The following is a 21,209-nucleotide window of genomic DNA, read 5'->3' on the forward strand; positions in this document are numbered from 1 at the left end:
ACACCGCCGGTGCGGCCGGTACGGAAGCGCTAGTGTCGATCGCGTGCCGACCCGGAGAGCCAGGATTCCCGCCACGAAATACCCGGTCGAGCGGTTCGCGCTCGACAACGGCCTGCGAGTGGTGCTCACGCCCGACCGCAGCGCCCCGGTGATCGGGGTGGCGGTGGTCTACGACGTCGGCATCCGCTCCGAGCCGGAGGGCCGCACCGGCTTCGCCCACCTCTTCGAGCACCTGATGTTCCAGGGCTCGGAGAACCTGGAGAAGCTGGCCCACTTCCGGCACGTGCAGGGCGCCGGCGGCACCTTCAACGGCTCCACCCACCTGGACTACACCGACTACTTCGAGACGCTGCCGAGCAACGCCCTGGAACGGGCGCTCTTCCTCGAGGCCGACCGGATGCGCGGCCCCCGGCTCACCGAGGAGAACCTGCGCAACCAGGTCGACGTGGTCAAGGAGGAGATCCGGGTCAACGTGCTCAACCGGCCGTACGGCGGGTTCCCCTGGCTGACGCTGCCCCCGGTGATGTTCGACACCTTCCCCAACGCGCACGACGGCTACGGCTCCTTCGACGACCTGGAGTCGGCCACGGTCGCCGACGCCGCCGACTTCTTCCGCCGCTACTACGCCAGCGGCAACGCGGTGCTCGCGGTCAGCGGCGACGTCGACGTGGCCGAAGCGACCGCGCTGATCGAACGGCACTTCGGCGACGTGCCCGCCCGCCCCGCCCCGGAGCGCCCCGACTTCACCGAGCCGGACCTGACCGACGAGCGGCGCAGCACGTACACCGACGCGCTGGCCCCGCTGCCGGCGGTGGCGGGCGCCTGGCGGGTGCCCGACCCGATCACCGACTTCGCCGGCTACCTGCCCTACGTGGTGCTGGCCGAGGTGCTCACCGACGGCGACGCGTCCCGGCTGGTCGAGCGGCTGGTGCAGCGGGACCGCACGGTCACCAGCGTTGGCGGCTACCTCGGCTTCATGGGTGACCCGTTCGACGTGCGCGACCCCACCGCGCTGCTGCTCCAGGCGCACCTGCCGCCCGGCGGCGACGTGGACAAGGTGCTGCGCACTGTCGACGAGGAGTTGGACCGGCTGGCCACCGACGGGCTGGTCGACGGTGAGCTGGCGCGTACCCAGGCCCGGATGGCCACCCACCTGCTGCGGGACACCGACGCGGTGCTCGGCCGGGCGCTGCGGATGGCGGTGCTGGAACAGCAACGCGGCGAACCGGGGCTGCTCAACGACCTGCCCCGGCTGGTCGGCGCGGTCACCGAGGACCAGGTCCGCGCCGCCGCCGCCACGCTGCGCCCCGAGCGCCGCGCGTCCGTCGAGGTCGTCGCCGGAGGTGCCCGATGACTGCCGATGCCACCACCACCGTCCGGCCGCTGCCGGCGCTGGGCCCCAACAAGCGGCTGACCGTGCCGAAGCAGGCCGAGCGCACGCTCGGCAACGGCCTCACCGTGATCGCGGTACGCCGCCCCGCCGTACCCCTGTTCGAGCTGCGGCTCTGGATGCCGTTCGGGCGGACCCACCTGGCCCGCGGCGCGATGCTGGCGCAGACCATGCTGGCCGGCACCGAGGCGCACAGCGCCACCGAGATCGCCGCCGAGCTGCAGAAGGTCGGCGGCGGGCTCTCCGCCGGTCTCGACCCGGACCGGCTGATGCTCTCCGGCGCGGGCCTGGTCACCGGGCTGGACCGGATGCTGGAGCTGCTCGCCGAGGTGCTCACCGGTGCCACCTACCCGGGCGACTGGGTGGCGACCGAGCGGGACCGGCTGGTCGACCACATCCAGGTCGCCCAGAGCCAGCCCGCCCACCTGGCCCGGACGGCGCTGCTCAAGCGGGTCTACGGCCGGCACCCGTACGCGGTGCAGACCCCCGAGCCGGACCAGGTCCGGGCGGTCCGCCCGGCCGCACTGCGCCGGCTGCACGCCGAGCGGGTGCACCCGGCCGGCGCGGTGCTGGTGCTGGTCGGCGACGTACGACCGGAGCAGGCGCTGGACGCGGCCGAGGCGGCCCTCGCCGGCTGGCGGGGGGACGGGCACGTCGCCGAGCTGCCGCCCGCCCCGCCGCTGGAGCCGGGGCCGCTGCTGCTGGTCGACCGGCCCGGCTCGGTGCAGTCCTCGCTGCGCCTGGCGCTGCCCGCGGTGCCCCGCACCCACCCCGACCACGCGGCGCTGCAACTGGCCAACCTGATCTTCGGTGGCTACTTCTCCTCCCGCTGGGTGGAGAACATCCGCGAGGACAAGGGCTACACGTACGGGCCGCACTCGCTCGTCGAGCACTCGGTGGCCGGCTCGGTGCTGGTCGCCGGCGCCGAGGTGGCGACCGAGGTGACCGCGGCGGCGCTGCTGGAGACCACCTACGAGCTGGGCCGGCTGGCCACCGTGCCGGTGAAGCCGGAGGAGTTGGAGCAGGCCCGCCAGTACGCGCTCGGCACGCTCCAGCTCGGCATGTCCACCCAGGCCGGTCTGGCGTCGCTGACCAGCGCGTACGCCGGCAACGGGCTGCGGCTGGACTTCCTCACCGAGCACGCCGCCCGGCTGGCCGCCGCGACCGTTGACGACGTCGCCGAGGCGGCCGCCCGCTACCTCGCCCCGGCGCAGGCGGTCACCGTGGTGCTCGGTGACGCGGCCCGGGTCGCCGACTCGCTCGCGGCGCTCACCCCGGTGCGTACGGAGTCCCCGTGAGCGGCGAGCCGCGTCCGCCGGCCGCACCGGTCGCGAACGGCGGCTCCGCCGGAGAGCAGGCGCCGCCGCTGGCCCGGTCCACGCTGGACCGGGCCGCCCACCGGCGTACCGACCCGGCCTGGCTGGCCGAGGCGTGGGAGCAGGCCCGGGTGCTGGTGCTGGACTCGACCGACGAGGGTCGGACCCTGGTTCGCGGCGAGGGCGCGCCCCCGGCGCTGGTGCTTGTCGGCTCCGGTGAGCTGCCCGAGGTGCCGCGCTCGGTGCCGATGTTCCTCGGCCTGGAGCCGGACGGGGTTCCGGTCTTCGCGGTGGACGGGCCGCTGCCGGCGGTGCCGGACGCCCGCCGGGCCCACCTGCGCGAGGTCGGCCACCTGATGACCGACCGGGACGCCGGCCTGTTCACCACCGCGTTGGCGCTGCTCAACTGGCATCTGCGGCACGGCTTCTCGGCGGCCACCGGGCAGGCCACCCGGGTGGACGAGGCCGGCTGGTCCCGGATCGACCCGGGCGGTCACCGGACCTGGCCGCGCACCGACCCGGCGATGATCGTGCTGGTGCACGACGGGGTGGACGGCCCGGAGGGGCGCTGCCTGCTGGGCAACAACGCGGCCTGGCCGAGCAGTCCCGGCGTGCGCCGCTACTCGTGCCTGGCCGGCTACGTCGAGCCCGGCGAGTCGGCCGAGGCCGCCGTGCTGCGCGAGGTCCGCGAGGAGGTCGGCGTCGCGGTCGAGGAGATCGGGTACGTGTCGAGCCAGGCCTGGCCGTTCCCGGGCTCGCTGATGCTCGGCTTCCTGGCCCGGGCCGACGCCGACGAGGAGATCCGGGTCGACCCGGCCGAGATCGCGCACGCGCGGTGGTTCAGCCGGCGGGAGATCGGGGCGGCGCTGGCCGGTGAGCCGGTGCCGGTGGACGGCGGGGACCGCCTGCTCCTGCCGCCGCCGTCGTCGATCGCGCTCTTCCTGGTGCACCGCTGGCTAGACGGCCACTGCTGACCTTCCGCCGCCCGCCGTTCCCGCGCCGCCCGCCTCCATTCCGCCGAAGTGGCGGGTTCGGCCGAAGGCGATTCGCCCGACTTGCCGCTCGTCTGGCGGGGCCCTCCGAGATCTTGGTGCGAAATGGCCCCTCTGGGGGCACTTTCGTACCAAGATCGGGGGCCGCCCGCCTTCGGGTACCGGCTCGGCTGACCCTGACCCGACCGTGGCAACTTCGGGGGCGAAGCGGCTCGACTCGGCGGGCGGGCCGGCTCGGGTGCAGTGGCGCGGGCCGGCCCGGGGTGTGGTGGGGCGAGTCGGGTGGGGCGGAACGCGGTCCCGGCCCGGACCGTCGTTGCCGCGGCGGTCTCGGGCCGGGAACACGGGCCGTCGTGGCCGGGTGAGGCGTGGAGCGCGGCGGGGGAGCCGGTCCGGCCACGACGGACGTCAGTGGGCGGTCGTCAACCGTCCCAGCGGTACGGACGGCCGGGGGCGGGTTCCTCGATGGGCAGCACCTTGACCCGGTGGCGGCCGGCGCGTACCGCGCCGACGGCGGACAGCGCCCGGGCGAGCAGGAGTGCGGCGTCCCGGTCCTCGGCGTGGACGACCTGGCGGCGGGGCTCCGGGGCGCGGGTCTCGTCCCGCAGTCGCCCCCCGTCGGCCCAGGCGGCGGCGATGTCGGCGTCGGCGGCGTTACGGATCTCGGTGCGGACGATCAGGAACCGCATGGTGTCCCCCGGGAGACGGACGGATGCGCGGTGGAACTTCCACGTCACTCCACGCGTCATCGTACGCTCGCCCGTCGTCCCAGCAAGTGAAACCGGCCGGCTCGACCGTTCGGGGGACCCCAGGTCAGCACGGTTGTCGAGGGTGGACGTGCGAGGGGCCGCCGGCATGACGCCGACGGCCCCCGGGCACTCGCCGGATCAGTTCAGGTCGAACTGGCCGTTCTTCGCTCCGGCGATGAAGCCGAGCCAGCCGGCCCGGTTGAACAGCAGCACCGGCCCGCTCGGGTCCTTGCTGTCGCGCAGTGCCATGGTCGCCGGCCCGGTGCCGAGCGGTGCGACCTCGACGCAGTTCGAGGTCTGGCTACGGGTGCTCTTGCGCCAGGCGGCGCCGGCGAGGCGCCCCGAGCGGGCGGTCGTGCTGTGGCGGATCTCGTTCATGGTGTCCTGCTCCTGATGAGGTGCTCCGATGGGAACGAGCGACGCCGGCGCCGGACGGTGTCCGCCGGGGATCACCGTTCCGTCGTGAGACGCCCCGAGTCACGGCGGCGCTGGGTCGGCGCCGTTGCCGGCCCGTGCGCCCCGGTGGACTCGACTGCCGTGCCGGTCAGCCGTCCCGTCGCTTCGATCAACCAGGAGAGGGTGTCCGATGCGGAGAGTGCCGACGAGCATAGCCACTCGTACACCACTTTATAGCGATTTAGGGTGTTCACCTCGGTCGACATGACGTCGGTGAACCCACTTTCGATCGCCAACGTCTCCGGATCGAGGGGATCGGCGAACCGATAGACCGAGAAGGCGGTCGGCGGAAGGTACCAGTCACCCACCCGCGTGTCCCGCAGCAGCAACCGCAGCTCCACGTTCGGCAGCAGGGCCAGTTCGCACAGGTGGACGAGCTGCTCGTGCAGCACCTCCGGCGGCCCGGCCCGGCGGCCGAGCGCGGCCTCCTCCAGCACCGCGGTGTATCGGGGCACGTGGGTCAGCAGCGACTGGCGCGCCTGCCGGGCGGCCACCTCGGTCTCCGGGGCCTCCGGGTCCGGGTCGCCGGCCTCCTCGGCCACCCGGGCCGCGGAGAGGATCCGGTGCCGGGCGTACCCGGGCGTCTGCAACAGCCCCGGCACCAGCACCGGGTTGTACTCGGAGATCTCCGCGCAACCCGCCTCCAGCTCGGCGAAGGCGCGCTGCTGCTGGGTCATCACCGGGAAGTTGCGCAGCCAGCCCCGCATGTCGCCGGCCTCGTGGGTGATCCCGGTCAGCTCCGCGCGCAGCTCCTCGTCGGCGCCGTAGAGCGTCAGCAGCACGTCGACGTCGTCCGGGTCGGGGCGGCTGCGGCCGTTCTCCAACCGGGACAGCTTGGATGCGGAGGCCCAACCGATCCGCTCGATGACCTGGTCACCGGTCAGACCGGCCTGTTCGCGCAGCCGACGCAGCTCGGTGCCGAGGCGGCGACGACGCAGAAACGGGCCTGGTGCGGCAGGAGGCACGGCGTCCTCTTTCCCGTCGACCGTCGCAAGACGCGACGGTAACTGTATGGAATTCGCCCCCCACGGCCAGTATGGACGGCGCGACCGGTGTCGGCGGGTCCGGCGAGGGCGTGTCACGAGACAAAAAGAGGACTGTGGAGAGCGCCTTCATCCGGCGCCCGCCCCCGACGCGCCCGCGGGCGCACCCTGCCGGAGGGAACCGATGCGCACCGTCCTGCGCCGCCCCGACTTCCGCCTGCTCTTCGCCGCGATGGTGGCGAGCATGGCGGCGGAGTCGATCCTGCTGCTCGCCCTGGCCGTCTGGGTCAAAGACCTGACCGGCTCGGACAGCATGGCCGGGGCGACCGTCTTCGCCGTCATCGCGCCGATGGCGTTCGCCCCGCTGGTGGGCTGGGTGGTCGACCGCTACCGCCGCCGACCCTTCTTCATCGCCGCCAACCTGGTCGCCGCCGTGCTGCTCGGTCCGCTGCTCACCGTGCGGGACCGGTCCGACGTCTGGGTCATCTACCTGGTGGCGGCGCTCTACGGCCTCTCCTCGATCACGGTGACCGCCGTGCTCAACGGGCTGATCCGCAACCTGGTCCCGGCCGACCTGCTGGCCGACGCGAACGGGGCGCTGCAGACCGTCCGTCAGGGGCTGCGGCTGGTCGGGCCGCTCGCCGGGGCCGCCATCTACGCCGCCGTCGGCGGCTGGCTGCTGGCGTCCGTGGCGATGGGCGGGTTCCTCGCCGCCGCCGCGGTGGTCGCCCTGCTCCGGGCGGACGAGGACGGGCCGCCGGCGCCCGAACGCCACTGGGCTGCCGGGGTGGGCGCCGGGCTGCGCCACCTGGCCCGCCAGGCGGCGCTGCGCCGGGCGCTGGTCGGCTACGGGCTCGGCTCGCTGGTGATGGGCTTCAGCGAGTCACTGATCTTCGCGTACGTCGATCTGGGGCTGCACCGCGACGCCGCGTTCGTCGGCGTGCTGGTCATGGTGCAGGGCGTCGGTGGCCTGATCGGCGGCCTGCTCTCCGCCGCCGTGGTCCGCCGGCTCGGTGAGCTGGGCGCGCTGGCCGCCGGGGTGACGTTCTTCGGCCCGGCCATGGTGGCGCTGGCGTACCCCCGGCTCTGGCTCGGGGTGGTCGCGCTGCTGCTGGCCGGCGTCTCGCTGCCGCTGACCATGGTGGGGTTGCACACGCTGGTCCAGCGCCGGACGCCGCCCGGGCTGCTGGGTCGGGTCACCGCCGCGTCGAAGGCGCTGATCAGCGGCCCGCAGGCGGTCTCCATCGGCACCGGCGCGCTGCTCGTCGGAGTGTTCGACTACCGGTTGCTGTTCGTGCTGGTCGGCGCGATCACCACGGCCGCCGGCCTCTATCTCTGGCGGGGCCGTGGGCTGACCCCGCCGGGGGCCGGCCCGGCCCGCGTCCCCGGCCCTCGCCGGCCGCTCGACGACGAGATGCTCGCCACCACCCACCGGCGCCGCACGCGGTGAGCCGACGACGAGCGGCCGCACCCCCGACGGGGGTACGGCCGCTCGGCAGGTGCGGTCGGTCAGCCGGGGAGCGCGGCGAGGTGCTGCTTCACCTGGTTGATCGAGGGGTTGGTGAGCGCGCTGCCGTCGGCGAAGCGCAGCGTCGGCACCGTCTGGTTGCCGCCGTTGACACCCATCACGAACTCCGCGGCCGCGGTGTCCTGCTCGATGTCGACCACCTCGTACGCGATGCCCTCCCGGTCGAGCTGCGACTTCAGCCGGTGGCAGTAGCCGCACCACGGGGTGGAATACATCGTCAGCATGGTCTGGTCCTCCAAGGGTGGCTCGCGCCCGGTCCGATCAGGCCAGGCTAACCGCTGCAACGTCGGACGGGGCTGGGATGATTCCCTGCTGTGGGGGTTCACTCAGCGGCGCAACGGGTGCTGACCGGGCTGGATCCGGAGCAGCGGTCCGCGGTCACCGCCCCGGCCGGCCCGGTCTGCATCCTGGCCGGCGCCGGCACGGGCAAGACCCGGGCGGTGACCGCACGGATCGCCTACCGGGCGCTGAGCGGCGACATCGCCGCCCGGCACGTGTTGGCGGTCACGTTCACCGCCCGCGCCGCGGCCGAGATGCGGAGCCGACTCACCGTGCTCGGGGTGCAGGGTGTGCAGGCGCGCACGTTCCATGCCGCGGCGCTGCGCCAGGTCCGCTACTTCGCTCCCCGGCTGCTGGCCGGGCGGGCCATGCCGGAGCTGCTGGACAGCAAGGTGCGGGTGGTCACGCTGGCCGCCGCCAAGGTCGGCCTACGCACCGACCGGGCCGCCGCCCGGGACCTCGCCGCCGAGATCGAGTGGGCCAAGTCCTCCCTGGTCGAGCCGGACGAATACCCGGTGGCCGCGGCCAAGGCGTTGCGCGAGACGCCGTACGAGCCGGCCCGGGTGGCCGAGGTGTTCACCGCGTACGAGCGGCTCAAGCGCGGCAACGGGGTGATCGACTTCGAGGACATGCTGCGCGCCGCGGTGTGGGGGATCGAGGAGCACCCGGACGTGGCCGAGCAGGTGCGCAACCAGTACCGGCACTTCGTCGTCGACGAGTACCAGGACGTCAACCCGCTCCAGCAGCGGCTGCTGGACGTCTGGCTCGGCGGGCGGGACGACCTCACCGTGGTCGGCGACGCCAGTCAGACCATCTACTCGTTCACCGGCGCGACCTCGTCCTATCTGGTCGACTTCCCGCGGCAGCACCGCGGCGCGACGGTGGTCCGGCTGGTCCGCGACTACCGTTCCACCCCGCAGGTGGTCGGCCTGGCCAACGCGGTGATCTCGGCGGCCCGGGGCGCCGAGGCGCGGCTGCGGCTGGAGCTGCACGGCCAGCGCCGACCCGGCCCCGAGCCGGAGCTGCGGATCTTCACCGACGAGCCGGCCGAGGCCAACGCCGTCGCCGCCCGCTGCCGGGCGCTGGTGGCCGGCGGCACCCCGGCGCGCGAGATCGCGGTGCTGTTCCGCACCAACGCGCAGTCCGAGGCGTACGAGAAGGCGCTCTCCGAGGCGGAGGTGCCGTACGTGCTCCAGGGCGCGGAGCGGTTCTTCGAGCGGCCCGAGGTGCGCCAGGCGATGATCGCGCTGCGCGCCGCCACCCGGTCGGTCCCCGGCGAGACACCGCTGAGGGCGGCCGTGGTGGAAGGGCTCACCGCGGTCGGCTGGGCGCCGGACGCCCCCCCGGCCGGCGGCGCCGCCCGGGAACGCTGGGAGGCGCTCGCCGCGCTGGTCCAGCTCGCCGAGGAGTACGCGGCGACCCCCGAGGTGGTGCCGATCGGGGAGGCCGCCGCGGTCGAGCGGCCGGTGACGCTGAGCGGCTTCACCGAGGAACTGGCCCGGCGGGCCGCCCAACAGCACGTGCCCACCGTGGAGGGAGTGACGCTGGCGTCGCTGCACTCGGCCAAGGGCCTGGAGTGGGACGCGGTGTTCCTGGTCGGGCTGGCCGAGGGCACGATGCCCACCTCGTACGCGAAGACGCCGGAGCAGGTCGAGGAGGAGCGGCGGCTGCTCTACGTCGGGATCACCCGGGCCCGGGAGTGGCTCTGGCTGTCGTACGCGGCGGCGCGCTCGCCCGGCGGGCGGGCCCGGCGGCCATCCCGCTTCCTGCCCCAGCTGGACCGCTCCGGCGGCGGCGAGCGGGCCGGCGGCGTGGGCCCGGCCCGGCGGGCCGAACGGCGACGACCGCAGGTGGTCTCCTGCCGGATCTGCGGCGCCACGCTGCTCGCCGGCGCGGACCGGAAGCTCGGCCGCTGCCCGACCTGCCCGTCGGACCTCGACGAGGAGCTGTACGAACGACTGCGCGAGTGGCGGCAGCGGGTGGCCGGCGCGCAGAAGGTGCCGGCGTACGTGGTCTTCACCGACGCCACGCTCACCGCGCTGGCGGAGCGGAAGCCGGGACGCGTCGAGGATCTGGTGGCGATCGCCGGGATCGGGCCCCGGAAGGTGGGGCTCTACGGCGAGCCGGTGCTGGCCCTCGTGGCCGGCGCCACGGTGGACCAGGTTCTGCCCGCAGAAAAGTTTCAAAATCTAGCCGTAAATCGTTTGCCCTCCCCCGCGGGCGAGGAATAGCCTCAGGACACACCTCACGAGCAGCGCTGTTCTGGCTGCTCACGGGGGATGAGTCCATGGTCGGCACGAGGAAGGTCAGGGAGGTGGCACCAATGGAGATTTACATCTACGAGCGTCCGGCGGCCATGCCAGCTGCCGGCGTTCCCCTGTCGTCCGTCCGGCTGGCCCTTGCCGCTCGACCGTCGGCTCCGCAGGTGCACCAGGTCCAGGCTCAGGCCGAGCTGAACCTGACCGTTGCACCGATCAACGGAGTCGAGGGGACCAGTGGCTTCACGGGCATGGGCATCGGCGGCGCCAAGAAGCGCACTGATGTCCGCGGCGTTCCACCTCGAGGTAGACCGGTCTGATCCACAGACCACCGGCTCACCTCGAGGCCGCGGAACCCGCTCACCGGGATCCGCGGCCTCAGTTTTTTGTACCGCCGCCGTACGTCGGAAATGCGATCCACGAGATCGAAGTGAGAGAGAGGTGACCGGAGGATGAGTCTGGCGTTGGCCCCACTCGACGTGAGCGTCGAGGTGGAGGCGAACCTGCCCTGCCGGAAGTTCGACCCCGACCTGTGGTTCTCCGACTCGCCCGCCGAGCTCGAGCTGGCCAAGTCGCTCTGCGGGGACTGCCCGCTGCGCGTCGAGTGCCTGGCCGGGGCGGTGGAGCGGGCCGAGCCCTGGGGCGTCTGGGGCGGCGAGATCTTCGAGCGTGGCGCGGTCGTCCCGCGCAAGCGGCCCCGTGGCCGTCCGCGCAAGGAGGACCTCGCCCGTGACGCCCAGCTCCGGGTTGAGGCGGAGGCGCGACTGGCGGCCAGCGGGCTGTCCGAGTCGCGTAGCGCCGTCCGGCTGGCAGCCTGACAAACCTGCGTTCCACGACCGACCGACCGATGCCGGTGTCCCTCCACCGGCCGACCTGAAAGAGAAACCCATGCTGCACCTGCCGAACGGAACCGAGATGCAACTACTCCACGAAGCGTTGTCGAGGGCTCGAATGCCCCGGCCTCAGGCCGGTCGCACCACCACGAGCACTGAGGCAACCCGTTCCGCCCGTACCGTCGCCATGCGGGGTCGTGGCCAGTCGGCCCGCGACCTGGGCGTTCTGTAGATCGACCAACTGAGGAAGGGGCGGTGACCGAATGGTCGCCGCCCCTTCGGCGTGCTCCGCGCTCAGGCCACCGGGGCGAAGCCGGGCAGCCAGCGTTCCAGGATCGCCCGGTAGGACGCCTTCGCCTCCAACTGGCAGAGCACCCCGATCGAACCCAGCGTCACCCGGTGGATCATCAGGTAGGACGGCGGCAGGTTGAGTTGCCGGCTGAGCTGGTAGGCCGCCGAGCGGGGACTGGCCAGCCGGGCCGCCTCGGCCCGCAGCCAGGCCCGGGTGAAGCGGAACTCGTCGGCCGCGATCGGCTCCAGCATCGGCCGGAGGAAGTCGAGGACCGCGGGAGCGTCGATCGGCTCGTTCCGCCCGACGAAGCCCTCGTCGCGCAGCCCGTCCACCACCCCGTCGGCGTCGCCGCGCAGCGCGAGCGCGGCGATCCGGCCGATCGGCTCCGGCGTGCCCTCCGGCATCCGGGCCACCGCGCCGAAGTCGATCACACCGAGTCGGCCGTCCGGGAGGAGCCGGAAGTTGCCCGGGTGCGGGTCGGCGTGCAGCAGCCCGGCCCGCTCCGGCGCGGAGAGGTGCAGCTCGGCCATCAGCCGCCCGGCCTCGTTCCGCTGCTCCTCGGTGCCCTCCCGGATGATCTCGGACAGCGGGATGCCCTCGACCCACTCGGTGATCAGCACCCGGGGCGCGGCGTCGAGCACCTCCGGGATGAAGATGTCCGGGTCGTCGGCGTACGCGGCGGCGAACGCCCGCTGCGACTCGGCCTCCAGCTCGTAGTCCAGCTCCTCGGTGATCCGCTCGCGCAGCTCGGCCAGGAGTGGCTTGACGTCCAGCCCCGGCTGGATGGCGCGGAACATGCCGCCCAGGCGGGAGAGCTGCTTGAGGTCGGCGAGCAGGGCGTCACCGGCCCCCGGGTACTGGATCTTCACGGCCACGTCCCGGTGGAGGGGGCCGCCGTTCGGCCCGTACCCCGGGTCGCGCCAGACCGCCCGGTGCACCTGGCCGATGCTGGCCGCGGCGGCCGGGACGTCGTCGAAGGAGACGAAGCGGTCCCGCCAGTCCGGCCCGAGCTGCTCGGCGAGCACCTTGTGCACGGTCGCCACGGGCAGTGGCGGGGCGGCCTCCTGGAGCTTGGTGAGCGCCTGCCGGTAGGGCGCGGCGACCTCCTCGGGCAGCGCGGCCTCGAAGACCGACAGGGCCTGGCCGAACTTCATCGCCCCGCCCTTGAGCTGCCCGAGGACGCTGAACAACTGCTCGGCCGTGCGCTGCTGGATCTCGGCGGAGATGACGTCGGACGCGAGCCCGGTGACCCGCTTGCCCATGCCGAGGACGGTTCGACCGGCGAATCCGAGCGGCAGGGCGGCGAGTTTGGCGGTGCGGGACACGGCCCGCCGCGGGATGTCGGTCACCCGACCATTGTTACCGACGCGAGGGGCCCGCTGCTGGCGTGCGGCCGGGAGCGGGCGGGGCCGACCGGATCGAGCGACGCCCGCAGCAGCCGCACGCGGGGTGCGGGGACCACCGGCGGCGCCGGAAGCGACCGGGGCCCCGGACCTCGACCGCCGAGCCGAGCGTCTCCGGGGTGCCGCCGTCGAGCTGGGCCAGCGCCTCGGCCGCCGCGAGGGCCGCCGCGGCGAGCCGGGTGGTGGCCGTGCACGCCGGGTCGCCGACGTCGGCCGCGAGCTGGGCGGCGAGCGCCGGCCAGGCCGGGTCCCGGTCGCCGCGGTGCAGGTCGATACAGCGCAGGCAGGGGCCGGCGGGCGGACGCACCAGCGGCCCCACCACGGGCACCCCGCCGCGCAGGTCGAGCAGGAGGTGGGGTTGTCGGCGGCGGGCGTAGCCGGCGGCGAGCAGCTCCGCCGGGCGGCCGACGCCGAGCTGCACCACCAGGTCCGGCCGGGCGTTCCGCAGCGGGCCGGTGGCGGTGCCCGGCGCGCACCGGCCCAGCGCCGCGCGCACCGCCGTGGCCAGCGGCCGGCCCAGCTCCTCGTCGGGCAGGCCGGTGCCGACCAGGTCGCCGGCGCGGACCGGACCGGACAGATCGGGTACGACGTGCCCGATCCCGGCCTGGGCCAGCGCGACCGCCACCGTCGCACCGAGCCGGCCCGAGCCGGTGACCAGCACCCGGGCGGCCCGCCGGCGGCGCAGCAGCCGGGCCGGCGTGCCGGGCAGGTGGGGTGCGACCAGAGCCAGGGCATCGGCCTCCGCGACCAGCCGGGTCCGCAGCGGTCCGGCGAGGTCGCGGGGGAGCAGCGTCTGCGCCGGTACGACCAGACCGGCGGCGCGGAGCGCGTCGAGCAGGGCGCGGGCCTCGGCCGGCGGGACCCGGGCGGCGATGGCGGCGGCCAGCACGGCCCGCTCGCTGCGGGTGCCGTCGAGCAGGTCGAGCAGATACGTGGTGCCGGGGGTGGAGACCTCGACCAGCACCGCCGGGCCGGGCTCCACGCCGAGCTGGAGGGTGCGCCGGTCACGCCAGAGGCGGGTCAGCCCGGGCAGCAGGGTGGGGCGGATGAGTGGCGTCGGCTGGGTCACACCACGAATGGTGACCGTGTCCGCGCGCTCCGTCGTTCGTTGTCCACAGGCGCGGCGCGCCATGGCCAGCCTTGTCCACAGGACCTCGCCGGTTTTCCACAACCGGTCGGTAACCATGTCGGATCGCCGACGGGGGAGGGGCGGCCGGCGGCCACCCCTCCCCCGAACGAACCGGTCGGGTCAGACCTTGGCCTTGCCCAGGATGCGGTTCACTGTTGTACCGCACACCGGGCACTTGCCCTTGGCCATGTTCATGCCGGTCTTCGAGACCTCCACGTGCCCCTCGAAGTCCCGCTTCTCCTTGCACTTGACGCAGTAACCGTTGTAGGTCTGGGCCTGGTCGGCCACGGTAGCCTCCTCGTCTCGTCCGCCGGAGGTGCCCGGCGGGTCTCCCTGCGGCGGGCCACGCGTGGCGCCGGCGCCGGGGGTTCTCCGCGATCAGTCTCCTGACCGCTGGTTGGCGGACCCTACCCAGGTCTGGGCGGTTCCATGTCAGCTGCACGCCGACTCTGTGAGCAAGTCGACGACGAGAGTGTGCATGCCGAGTAACGTCGGATAAGTCAGTTTCGGGAGGACACGCCGGTTAAATGCGCTCAGATCCCCTTCGCGCGGCCCCCGCGCCGACGACCCGTCGTAGATCATCTAACGTGACGGGTGGCCGAGAGGTGATGGTCAACTACCGTCGCAAAGAAATTTTTCGGGACTCCTGACTACCAAACGCCATTTTCCGGGCGCGTGTCGCCGTGTTGACTCTTGCGGACTCCTGGTCAGTACGCATTACCTTTTCCCTCGTGACAGTCAACCGAGGCTGCGCGGCGCGGTAATGGCCGTGGCGCGGAAGCCCGTCGTCGAGGTGCGGCGCAGTCAGCGTCGGCGACGCACGGTGTCCGCGTACCGGGACGGCGAGCGCGTCGTCGTGCTCATCCCGGACCAGTTCTCCCGCGCCGAGGAGAGCGAGTGGGTCGACCGGATGCTGGCCCGGTTGGCCGCCCGGGAGGGCCGCTTCGCCCGCTCGGACGCCGAACTGCTCGCCCGGGCCTGCCGTCTGATCGGCCTCTACCTGTCGGACCACGGTTCCGTCGCCGAGCCGGCAAGTGTGCGCTGGGTGACCAACCAGAACGGCCGCTGGGGCTCCTGCACCCCGGCCGACCGCACCATCCGGATCTCCCACCGGATCCAGGACATGCCCGACTGGGTGATCGACTACGTCCTTCTCCACGAGTTGGCGCACCTGATCGTTCCCAGTCACAACGCCACGTTCTGGTCCCTGGTCGCCCGCTACCCGAAGGCCGAGCGGGCCCGCGGCTACCTGGAGGGCGTGGCCGCCACCGCCGGCATCTGACCCCGTCCTGGTCCGCCGTGCCTCCAGCACGCCGAGGTGGCGGTGTCCCGCTCGCTCGGACCCCGCCATCTCGCCGAACTGGTGTGGATCAAGCCGGTACCGCCCGCGCGGGGTTAGGGTCGGCGGATGGTCCGACGTGTGGTGGTGGCGTTGCTCGGCCCGGTGACCTGGTCTCCGCCGGGGGTCGAGCCGGCGCGGTGGCGAACCGCCCTGGCCGAGGACGTGGTCGACCTGCTGGCCACGCTGAACGAGGTGGAGACCGCAGTGGCGGTCACCCCCGCCGACCGCTGGCTGGCCGACGCGGTGGTCTGGCCCGGCACCACCGTGCACGAGGTGCCGCAACCCACCCCGAACGCGGTCTTCGCGGCCCTCACCGGGTACGACCAGGCGGCCGTGGTCGTCGCCGACGCGCCCGACGTGCCCGGGCTGACGCTCGGCAAGCTGCTCCGGCCGCTGTCCAGCCGACCGGTGGCGATCGCTCCGGTGGAGGGGAGCGGGCCGGGCCTGCTCGGCGTGGCCGCGCGACTACCCGTACCGGAGTGGCTGCCGGCGCTGGACCTCGACACCACCGCGCCGGCCGAGGTGCGGGCCGCCGCGCCCCGACCCGGAGACGTGGCGGTCACCGCCGGCTGGCGCCGGCTACGCGGTCCGGCCGACCTGGGCGCGCTCGACCCGGCCTTCGAGGGCTGGGACGCGACCCGGGCGCTGCTCTCCGGCCACCCCGGCTGACCCGCCCGCGCGGCGGGGCCCGCACGGAGAACCGTGCGGGCCCCGAACTGCGTCGCCGGGATCAGGCCTGCTTGCCGTCGTCCTCGCCCGGGGTCGGCTCCTCCGGCCCACCGGGTGCGGAGAAGTCGAAGTTGGCCAGCTCGTCGTCCAGGTCGGTGGAGGTCGCGGCGAACGCCTCGGGGGCCGCGAAGTCGTCGTCCGACGGGAGCAGGTCGGGGTGACCCCACACCGCGTCCCGGCCGGCGATGCCACGCTGCTCGGTCAGCGCCGCCCAGAGCACGGTCGCCTCGCGCAGCCGGCGCGGCCGCAGCTCCAGGCCGACGAGCGCGGCGAACGTCTGCTCCGCCGGGCCGCCCGCGGCCCGGCGGCGGCGGAACGCCTCGCCGAGGCTCACCACGTTGGGCAGACGGTCGCCCGCGGCGCTGTCGACGACGTGGCACACCCAGCCCTCGACCAGGGCGAGGACGGTCTCCAGCCGGGCCAGGGAGGCCTTCTGCGCCGGGGTGTCCTCGGGGGTGAAGATGCCCTCCAGGGCGATCGCCTGCATCGACTCCGGGTCGGTCGGGTCGACCCGGCCCATCGCCTCCTCGATCGCCTCCCGGTTGACCCGGATGCCGGCGGCGTAGTTCTCCACCGCCGTGAGCACGTGCCCGCGCAGCCACGGCACGTGCTGGAAGAGCCGCTGGTGGGCGGCCTCGCGCAGGGCCACGTAGAGGCGTACCTCGTCCTCCGGCAGCTCCAGGCCCTCGCCGTACGCCTTGATGTTGGCGGGGATGAGCGCGGCGGTGCCGGCGGGCCCCAGCGGCAGGCCGATGTCGCCGGCGGAGAGCACCTCGGCGGCGAGCGAGCCGAGCGCCTGGCCGAGCTGCCCGCCGAAGAGCGCGCCGCCCAGCGTGGCGACCATCGACTGCATCGGGCCGAGCTGGGCCCGCGCCTCCGGCGGCACCAGGTCGCCCATCGCGCCGACCATCCGGCTGGCCACCGGGTCGCAGAGCTTGCGCCACACGTCGAGCGTCTTGAAGATCCACTCGTTGCGGTTCCAGGCGACCGAGGAGCGGATGCCGGAGGGCCACGAGGTCGCCGGCTCCAGCCAGAGGTCGGCGATCCGGAGCGCCTCCTCGACCGCGTTGCGTTCGAACGGCGAGACCGCCGGGTCGCCGGCGGCGGCGAGCTGGCTCGCGGCCACCTGCCGGGCCAGGTCCCAGTTGACCGGCCCGCTGCCCGGCGCGGACAGCAGGTGCTGCAACTGCGACATGAACTGCTGCATCTGCGCGGGATCGTTGGGGTCTGGTGGTTGACCACCCGGGAGCGCGAAGCCGAACGGAATATCAGGCACGACCTCTACGGTACGCGGGCCCCGCCGCAGGTCGAGCCCGTCGGCGTTGCGCTGAGGGCGAAGTCCGTCGGTCACCGCGCCGGACGGCGGGGCGCGGATCGGTACGCTCTGGCGCATGAGACGTCGCGGCGTGACCGTCCTGCTCGGTGCACTGCTCACCGCCCTGCTCAGCGTCGGCGTGCTGAGCGTGCCCCTGCCGTACGTCGTGCTCGGCCCGGGCCCGACCGTCAACACGCTCGGCAGTGAGAACGGCAAGGAGGTCATCCAGGTCACCGGCCGCGCCACGTCCACCTCCGCCGGGCAGCTCCGGCTCACCACGGTCGGGGTGCAGCCCACGGTCCGGCTCCGGTCCGCGCTCGCCGGCTGGTTCTCCTCGGACGAGGCGGTGGTGCCGCGGGAGCTGGTCTACCCGCCGGGGGAGTCGCAGGAGGAGGTCGAGAAGCGCAACGCGGAGGACTTCCAGAACTCGCAGACCAGCGCCGAGACGGCGGCCCTGCGTGAGCTGGGCTTCCCGATCAAGGTGCTGGTCAAGACCGTCACGCCGGGCGGGCCGTCGGTGGACGCGCTGCGGGTCGACGACGTGCTCACCTCGGTCGACGGGGCACCGGTGACCAGCGCGGCCAAGCTCACCGAGCTGATCCGGGCCAAGCCCGCCGGCACCGCGCTGAAGATCGGTTACACCCGGGGCGGCACGCCCGGCACGGCGACGGTGACCAGCCGCGAGCAGGACGGCCGCCCGCGCATCGGGGTCGAGATCGACCAGCAGCAGCCGCACCCGTTCACCCTCAAAATCGACCTCGGGGACATCGGTGGGCCGAGCGCCGGCCTCATGTTCACCCTGGGCATCATCGACAAGCTGGAGCCGGCGGACCTGACCGGCGGGAAGATCGTCGCCGGCACCGGGACCATCGACGACGAGGGGCGGGTCGGCCCGATCGGCGGCATCGCGCAGAAGCTGGTCGGCGCCAAGGAGGCCGGCGCGAAGGTCTTCCTGGTGCCCGCGGACAACTGCGCCGAGGCGGTCCGTAACCCGCAGCCGGATCTGCCGTTGCTCCGGGTGGCGACGCTCGACGACGCGCTCAAGGCGCTGGAGGCGCTGCGTGCCGGGGGGCAGCCGACGCGCTGCTGAGCAGGACCGGTCAACGGCCCCCGGGCGATCGTGACGTGACCTTGACCCGACGTGTTCAGGAACACCCCGTACTCTTGGGTGCCTGGTCGGAGCCGATCACATCAAACGTGCGGAGCCAATAGTGGTCATGCGTAGCAGTCCCCTTCCGAGGATGAGCCGACGCGGACGCGTCACCATCGGGGTCCTGGTCGGGGTGTTCGTGTTGTTCACCCTGCTCGGGTGGGGGGTCAACGCCTGGACCGACTGGCTCTGGTTCGACGAGGTCCGCTACACCCAGGTCTTCACCGGCGTGCTCGCCACCCGGCTGCTGCTGTTCCTGGTGGTCGGTGTCGGCATGGCGCTGATCGTCGGCGGCAACCTCTGGTTGGCCTACCGGCTGCGGCCCCGGATGCGCCCGCACTCGGCCGAGCAGGCCACGCTGGAGCGCTACCGGATGCTGCTGAGCCCGCGGCTCGGCACCTGGATCGCCCTGGTCTCCGCCGTGATCGGCCTCTTCGCCGGGCTCTCCGCGCAGACCCGCTGGGCCCAGTGGCTGCTGTTCCGCAACGGCGGCAACTTCGGGGTCAAGGACCCCGAGTTCGGCGTCGACATCGGCTTCTACGTCTTCCAGCTCCCGTTCTGGCGCTACGTGCTCGGCGTCGGCTTCACCGCGGTGGTGCTGGCGCTGCTCGGCGCGCTGGCCGTGCACTACATCTTCGGCGGGGTGCGCCTGCAGGGCGTCGGCGACCGGATGACCAACTCCGCCCGCGCCCACCTCAGCTCGCTGGTGGCCGTCTTCGTCCTGCTCAAGGCCGTCGCCTACGTGCTCGACCGGCGGGCCATGCTGCTGGAGTACAACGAGGGCGCCAAGCTCTACGGTGCCGGCTACGCCGACGTGAACGCACTGCTCCCGGCGAAGGAGATCCTCGCCTGGATCTCGGTGCTGGTGGCCCTCGCGATCATCGTGTTCTCCAACGCGGTGATGCGGAACCTGGTCTGGCCCGGCATCTCGCTGGCCCTGCTCGGCGTCTCCGCGGTGGCGATCGGCGGCATCTACCCGTGGGCCGTGCAGACCTTCGAGGTCAAGCCGAGCGCCCGGGACAAGGAGGCGCCGTACATCCAACGCAGCATCGAGGCGACCAGGTCCGCGTTCAACCTCAACGACACGAAGACGACACCGTACGCGGCCAGCAACCTCGTGCCACCCGCCAGCCTGGCCACCGACACCTCGGTGGTGTCGAACGTCCGGCTGCTCGACCCGCAGCTGGTCTCCGAGACCTACACGCAGCTCCAGCAGGTGCGGGGCTTCTACGACTTCGGTTCGAAGCTCGACATCGACAGGTACGCGGTCAAGGACAAGACCTCCGACTACGTGGTCGGCGTCCGCGAGATCAACTATGGCGAGCTGACCGATCAGCAGAGCAACTGGATCAACCGGCACACCGTCTACACCCACGGCTACGGCCTGGTCGCCGCCCCGGCGAACCAGGTGGTCTGCGGTGGCCAGCCGTACTTCGTCTCCGGCTTCCTCGGCGAGAAGGCACAGGAGGCGTGCTCCTCGCCGACCGAGGAGATCCCGGCCCAGCAGCCGCGGATCTACTACGGGGAGCGGATGGAGCCCGACGACTACGCGATCGTGGGGCAGAAGGGCGACCGCAACGTCGAGTTCGACAGGCCCACCCAGACCGGCGGCGAGCAGTACTACACCTACTCCGGCGAGGGCGGCGTCAAGGTCGGCTCGTTCCCCCGGCGGCTGCTCTACGCGATCAAGGAGCAGGAGTCGAACTTCCTGCTCTCCGAGGCGGTCAACGAGAACTCGAAGCTTCTCTACGTGCGTAACCCGCGCGACCGGGTGGAGAAGGTCGCGCCGTTCCTCACCCTGGACGGCGACCCGTACCCGGCGGTGGTCGACGGCCGCGTCCTGTGGATCATCGACGGCTACACCACGGCGGCCACCTACCCGTACGCCGAGCGGGTCAACCTTCAGGCGGAGACCGCCGACGAGCTGACCGGTCGGGGCACGTTCCAGCTCGCCCGGGAGAACGTCAACTACATCCGCAACTCGGTGAAGGCGACCGTCGACGCGTACGACGGGACGGTCAAGCTCTACTCGTACGACGACTCCGACCCGGTGCTGAAGGCGTGGAACAAGGCGTTCGGCGGTGACCTGGTGCTGCCCAAGGGCGACATCCCGGCGGAGCTGGCCGAGCACTTCCGTTACCCGGCCGACCTGTTCAAGGTGCAGCGCAACCTGCTCACCAAGTTCCACGTCACCGACCCCGGCGACTTCTACTCCGGCCAGGACTTCTGGCAGGTGCCGAACGTGCCGGACGCGCCGGACAGCGGGCAGAAACAGCCGCCCTACTACCTGTTCACGCAGTTCCCCGGGCAGGAGGGGCCACGGTTCCAGCTGACCTCCGCGGTCACCCCGAACGGGCGGCAGAACCTCGCCGCGCTGGTCTCCGGCTCGTACGTGGACGGGCAGCCGCGCCTGGAGGTGCTGGAGTTGCCGGACCAGACCCGGATCTCCGGGCCGACCCAGGTGCACCAGCAGATGACCAACAACGGCGACATCCGGCAGCAGCTCAACCTGCTCTCCTCCAACCAGGCCCAGGTGCAGTACGGCAACCTGCTGTCGCTGCCGTTCGCCGACGGCATGCTCTACGTCGAGCCGGTCTACGTGAAGAGCAGCAGCCAGGACGCGTACCCGCTGTTGCAGAAGGTGCTGCTCTCCTACGGTGACGGCGGTTCGTACGTGGTGCTCGCCAACAACCTGAGCGACGGCATCAAACAGCTCGTCGAGCAGGGCAAACGCGCCGGCGCCGGCAGCCCGCCGTCGACCGACGACGGCGAGACCCCGCCGCCGACCGGGGGCAACAACAACACCCCGCCGCCGCTCACCGGCGAGCTGGCCGACGCGGCCGGCAAGGTGCAGAGCGCCATCGCCGAGGTCAAGGCCGCGCAGGCGTCCGGCGACTTCGAGCGGTACGGCCGGGCGTTGAAGGCGCTGGACGACGCGATGGCCGCGTTCCAGCAGGCCCAGGCGGCGGCGGGTGGGTCCGCCGCACCCTCGGGCAGCGCCTCGCCGTCACCACCGGCCTCGTCGTCACCGTCGCCGTCCCCGAGCGGCTGACGGCAGGCGGCAC

At 72.9% G+C, this 21,209-nt stretch carries 19 protein-coding genes; 11 read left to right on the top strand and 8 right to left on the bottom strand.

What is annotated here, in order from left to right:
* Positions 1-43: 43 nt before the first annotated feature.
* Genes O7598_RS04045 through nudC form a run of 3 tightly spaced genes read left to right on the top strand, consistent with a single transcriptional unit; the run spans position 44 to position 3,680 of the window.
* Entirely contained in the window at positions 44-1,354 is a 1,311-nt protein-coding gene (locus O7598_RS04045; RefSeq protein ID WP_269690076.1) for a M16 family metallopeptidase, read from the top strand.
* Positions 1,351-2,688 carry a M16 family metallopeptidase gene (locus O7598_RS04050; RefSeq protein WP_269690077.1) on the top strand — a complete coding sequence of 446 codons (1,338 nt, stop codon included), beginning with the start codon at positions 1,351-1,353 and terminating at the stop codon, positions 2,686-2,688. The genes O7598_RS04045 and O7598_RS04050 overlap by 4 nt, the downstream gene beginning before the upstream one ends.
* Entirely contained in the window at positions 2,685-3,680 is a 996-nt protein-coding gene (nudC, locus tag O7598_RS04055; RefSeq protein ID WP_442929795.1) for an NAD(+) diphosphatase, read from the top strand. Before O7598_RS04050 ends, nudC begins: the two co-directional genes overlap by 4 nt.
* Positions 3,681-4,120: 440 nt before the next feature.
* Here the strand turns inward: nudC and O7598_RS04060 are convergent, their stop codons facing one another.
* The 3 genes from O7598_RS04060 to O7598_RS04070 form a co-directional block, all read right to left on the bottom strand.
* The gene (locus O7598_RS04060; protein ID WP_269690078.1) at positions 4,121-4,387 is read right to left on the bottom strand and encodes a hypothetical protein; all 267 of its coding nucleotides are present in this window, start codon (positions 4,385-4,387) and stop codon (positions 4,121-4,123) included.
* A gap of 198 nt (positions 4,388-4,585) precedes the next feature.
* Positions 4,586-4,825, bottom strand: coding sequence for a DUF397 domain-containing protein (locus tag O7598_RS04065; RefSeq protein WP_091068599.1), 240 nt, complete (start codon positions 4,823-4,825; stop codon positions 4,586-4,588).
* Positions 4,826-4,896: 71 nt separating this feature from the next.
* Entirely contained in the window at positions 4,897-5,868 is a 972-nt protein-coding gene (locus tag O7598_RS04070) for a helix-turn-helix domain-containing protein (protein WP_091068602.1), read from the bottom strand.
* Positions 5,869-6,070: 202 nt separating this feature from the next.
* Here O7598_RS04070 and O7598_RS04075 point away from each other — a divergent pair, with 202 nt between their 5' ends.
* Entirely contained in the window at positions 6,071-7,336 is a 1,266-nt protein-coding gene (locus O7598_RS04075; protein WP_269690079.1) for an MFS transporter, read from the top strand.
* A gap of 59 nt (positions 7,337-7,395) precedes the next feature.
* Here O7598_RS04075 and O7598_RS04080 read toward each other — a convergent pair whose 3' ends face one another.
* Positions 7,396-7,638, bottom strand: coding sequence for a mycoredoxin (locus O7598_RS04080; protein ID WP_091068606.1), 243 nt, complete (start codon positions 7,636-7,638; stop codon positions 7,396-7,398).
* Between the two features lie 90 nt (positions 7,639-7,728).
* Here O7598_RS04080 and O7598_RS04085 point away from each other — a divergent pair, with 90 nt between their 5' ends.
* From O7598_RS04085 to O7598_RS04095, 3 genes are all read left to right on the top strand, one after another.
* A complete protein-coding gene (locus tag O7598_RS04085) occupies positions 7,729-9,924 on the top strand; it encodes an ATP-dependent DNA helicase UvrD2 (protein ID WP_269690080.1) in 2,196 nt (731 codons plus the stop codon).
* Positions 9,925-10,016: 92 nt separating this feature from the next.
* On the top strand, positions 10,017-10,271 hold the full coding sequence (locus tag O7598_RS04090; RefSeq protein WP_269690081.1) for a hypothetical protein: 255 nt from the start codon (positions 10,017-10,019) through the stop codon (positions 10,269-10,271).
* 132 nt (positions 10,272-10,403) lie between these two features.
* The gene (locus O7598_RS04095; protein WP_073828771.1) at positions 10,404-10,769 is read left to right on the top strand and encodes a WhiB family transcriptional regulator; all 366 of its coding nucleotides are present in this window, start codon (positions 10,404-10,406) and stop codon (positions 10,767-10,769) included.
* Between the two features lie 309 nt (positions 10,770-11,078).
* Here the strand turns inward: O7598_RS04095 and O7598_RS04100 are convergent, their stop codons facing one another.
* From O7598_RS04100 to O7598_RS04110, 3 genes are all read right to left on the bottom strand, one after another.
* Entirely contained in the window at positions 11,079-12,425 is a 1,347-nt protein-coding gene (locus O7598_RS04100) for an ABC1 kinase family protein (RefSeq protein WP_269690082.1), read from the bottom strand.
* Positions 12,426-12,435: 10 nt separating this feature from the next.
* Positions 12,436-13,548 carry a TOMM precursor leader peptide-binding protein gene (locus O7598_RS04105; protein ID WP_269690083.1) on the bottom strand — a complete coding sequence of 371 codons (1,113 nt, stop codon included), beginning with the start codon at positions 13,546-13,548 and terminating at the stop codon, positions 12,436-12,438.
* A gap of 180 nt (positions 13,549-13,728) precedes the next feature.
* Positions 13,729-13,896 (bottom strand): DUF5679 domain-containing protein, encoded by a 168-nt coding sequence (locus O7598_RS04110; RefSeq protein ID WP_007464795.1) that lies wholly within the window; start codon positions 13,894-13,896, stop codon positions 13,729-13,731.
* Positions 13,897-14,371: 475 nt separating this feature from the next.
* Between O7598_RS04110 and O7598_RS04115 the strand changes: the two genes are divergently transcribed.
* Entirely contained in the window at positions 14,372-14,890 is a 519-nt protein-coding gene (locus O7598_RS04115) for a M48 metallopeptidase family protein (RefSeq protein WP_091068628.1), read from the top strand.
* Between the two features lie 126 nt (positions 14,891-15,016).
* Positions 15,017-15,619, top strand: coding sequence for a hypothetical protein (locus O7598_RS04120; RefSeq protein ID WP_269690084.1), 603 nt, complete (start codon positions 15,017-15,019; stop codon positions 15,617-15,619).
* A 61-nt stretch (positions 15,620-15,680) separates the two neighbouring features.
* Here the strand turns inward: O7598_RS04120 and O7598_RS04125 are convergent, their stop codons facing one another.
* Positions 15,681-16,955, bottom strand: coding sequence for a zinc-dependent metalloprotease (locus O7598_RS04125; RefSeq protein WP_269690085.1), 1,275 nt, complete (start codon positions 16,953-16,955; stop codon positions 15,681-15,683).
* Between the two features lie 115 nt (positions 16,956-17,070).
* Here O7598_RS04125 and O7598_RS04130 point away from each other — a divergent pair, with 115 nt between their 5' ends.
* Both O7598_RS04130 and O7598_RS04135 read left to right on the top strand, forming a co-directional pair.
* Positions 17,071-18,084, top strand: coding sequence for a YlbL family protein (locus O7598_RS04130; protein ID WP_269690086.1), 1,014 nt, complete (start codon positions 17,071-17,073; stop codon positions 18,082-18,084).
* Between the two features lie 127 nt (positions 18,085-18,211).
* Entirely contained in the window at positions 18,212-21,196 is a 2,985-nt protein-coding gene (locus O7598_RS04135) for a UPF0182 family membrane protein (protein WP_269690087.1), read from the top strand.
* Positions 21,197-21,209: the final 13 nt, after the last annotated feature.

Source organism: Micromonospora sp. WMMC241, from assembly GCF_027460165.1.
Classification (GTDB): Bacteria; Actinomycetota; Actinomycetes; order Mycobacteriales; family Micromonosporaceae; genus Micromonospora; species Micromonospora humi.

Coding starts and splice junctions, on each gene's coding strand:
- O7598_RS04120 (WP_269690084.1), top strand. CDS start 15,017: ATGGTCCGACGTGTGGTGGTGGCGTTGCTCGGCCCGGTGACCTGGTCT.
- O7598_RS04050 (WP_269690077.1), top strand. CDS start 1,351: ATGACTGCCGATGCCACCACCACCGTCCGGCCGCTGCCGGCGCTGGGC.
- O7598_RS04075 (WP_269690079.1), top strand. CDS start 6,071: ATGCGCACCGTCCTGCGCCGCCCCGACTTCCGCCTGCTCTTCGCCGCG.
- O7598_RS04080 (WP_091068606.1), bottom strand. CDS start 7,638: ATGCTGACGATGTATTCCACCCCGTGGTGCGGCTACTGCCACCGGCTG.
- O7598_RS04135 (WP_269690087.1), top strand. CDS start 18,212: ATGCGTAGCAGTCCCCTTCCGAGGATGAGCCGACGCGGACGCGTCACC.
- O7598_RS04095 (WP_073828771.1), top strand. CDS start 10,404: ATGAGTCTGGCGTTGGCCCCACTCGACGTGAGCGTCGAGGTGGAGGCG.
- O7598_RS04130 (WP_269690086.1), top strand. CDS start 17,071: ATGAGACGTCGCGGCGTGACCGTCCTGCTCGGTGCACTGCTCACCGCC.
- O7598_RS04115 (WP_091068628.1), top strand. CDS start 14,372: ATGGCCGTGGCGCGGAAGCCCGTCGTCGAGGTGCGGCGCAGTCAGCGT.
- O7598_RS04090 (WP_269690081.1), top strand. CDS start 10,017: ATGGAGATTTACATCTACGAGCGTCCGGCGGCCATGCCAGCTGCCGGC.
- O7598_RS04060 (WP_269690078.1), bottom strand. CDS start 4,387: ATGCGGTTCCTGATCGTCCGCACCGAGATCCGTAACGCCGCCGACGCC.
- O7598_RS04065 (WP_091068599.1), bottom strand. CDS start 4,825: ATGAACGAGATCCGCCACAGCACGACCGCCCGCTCGGGGCGCCTCGCC.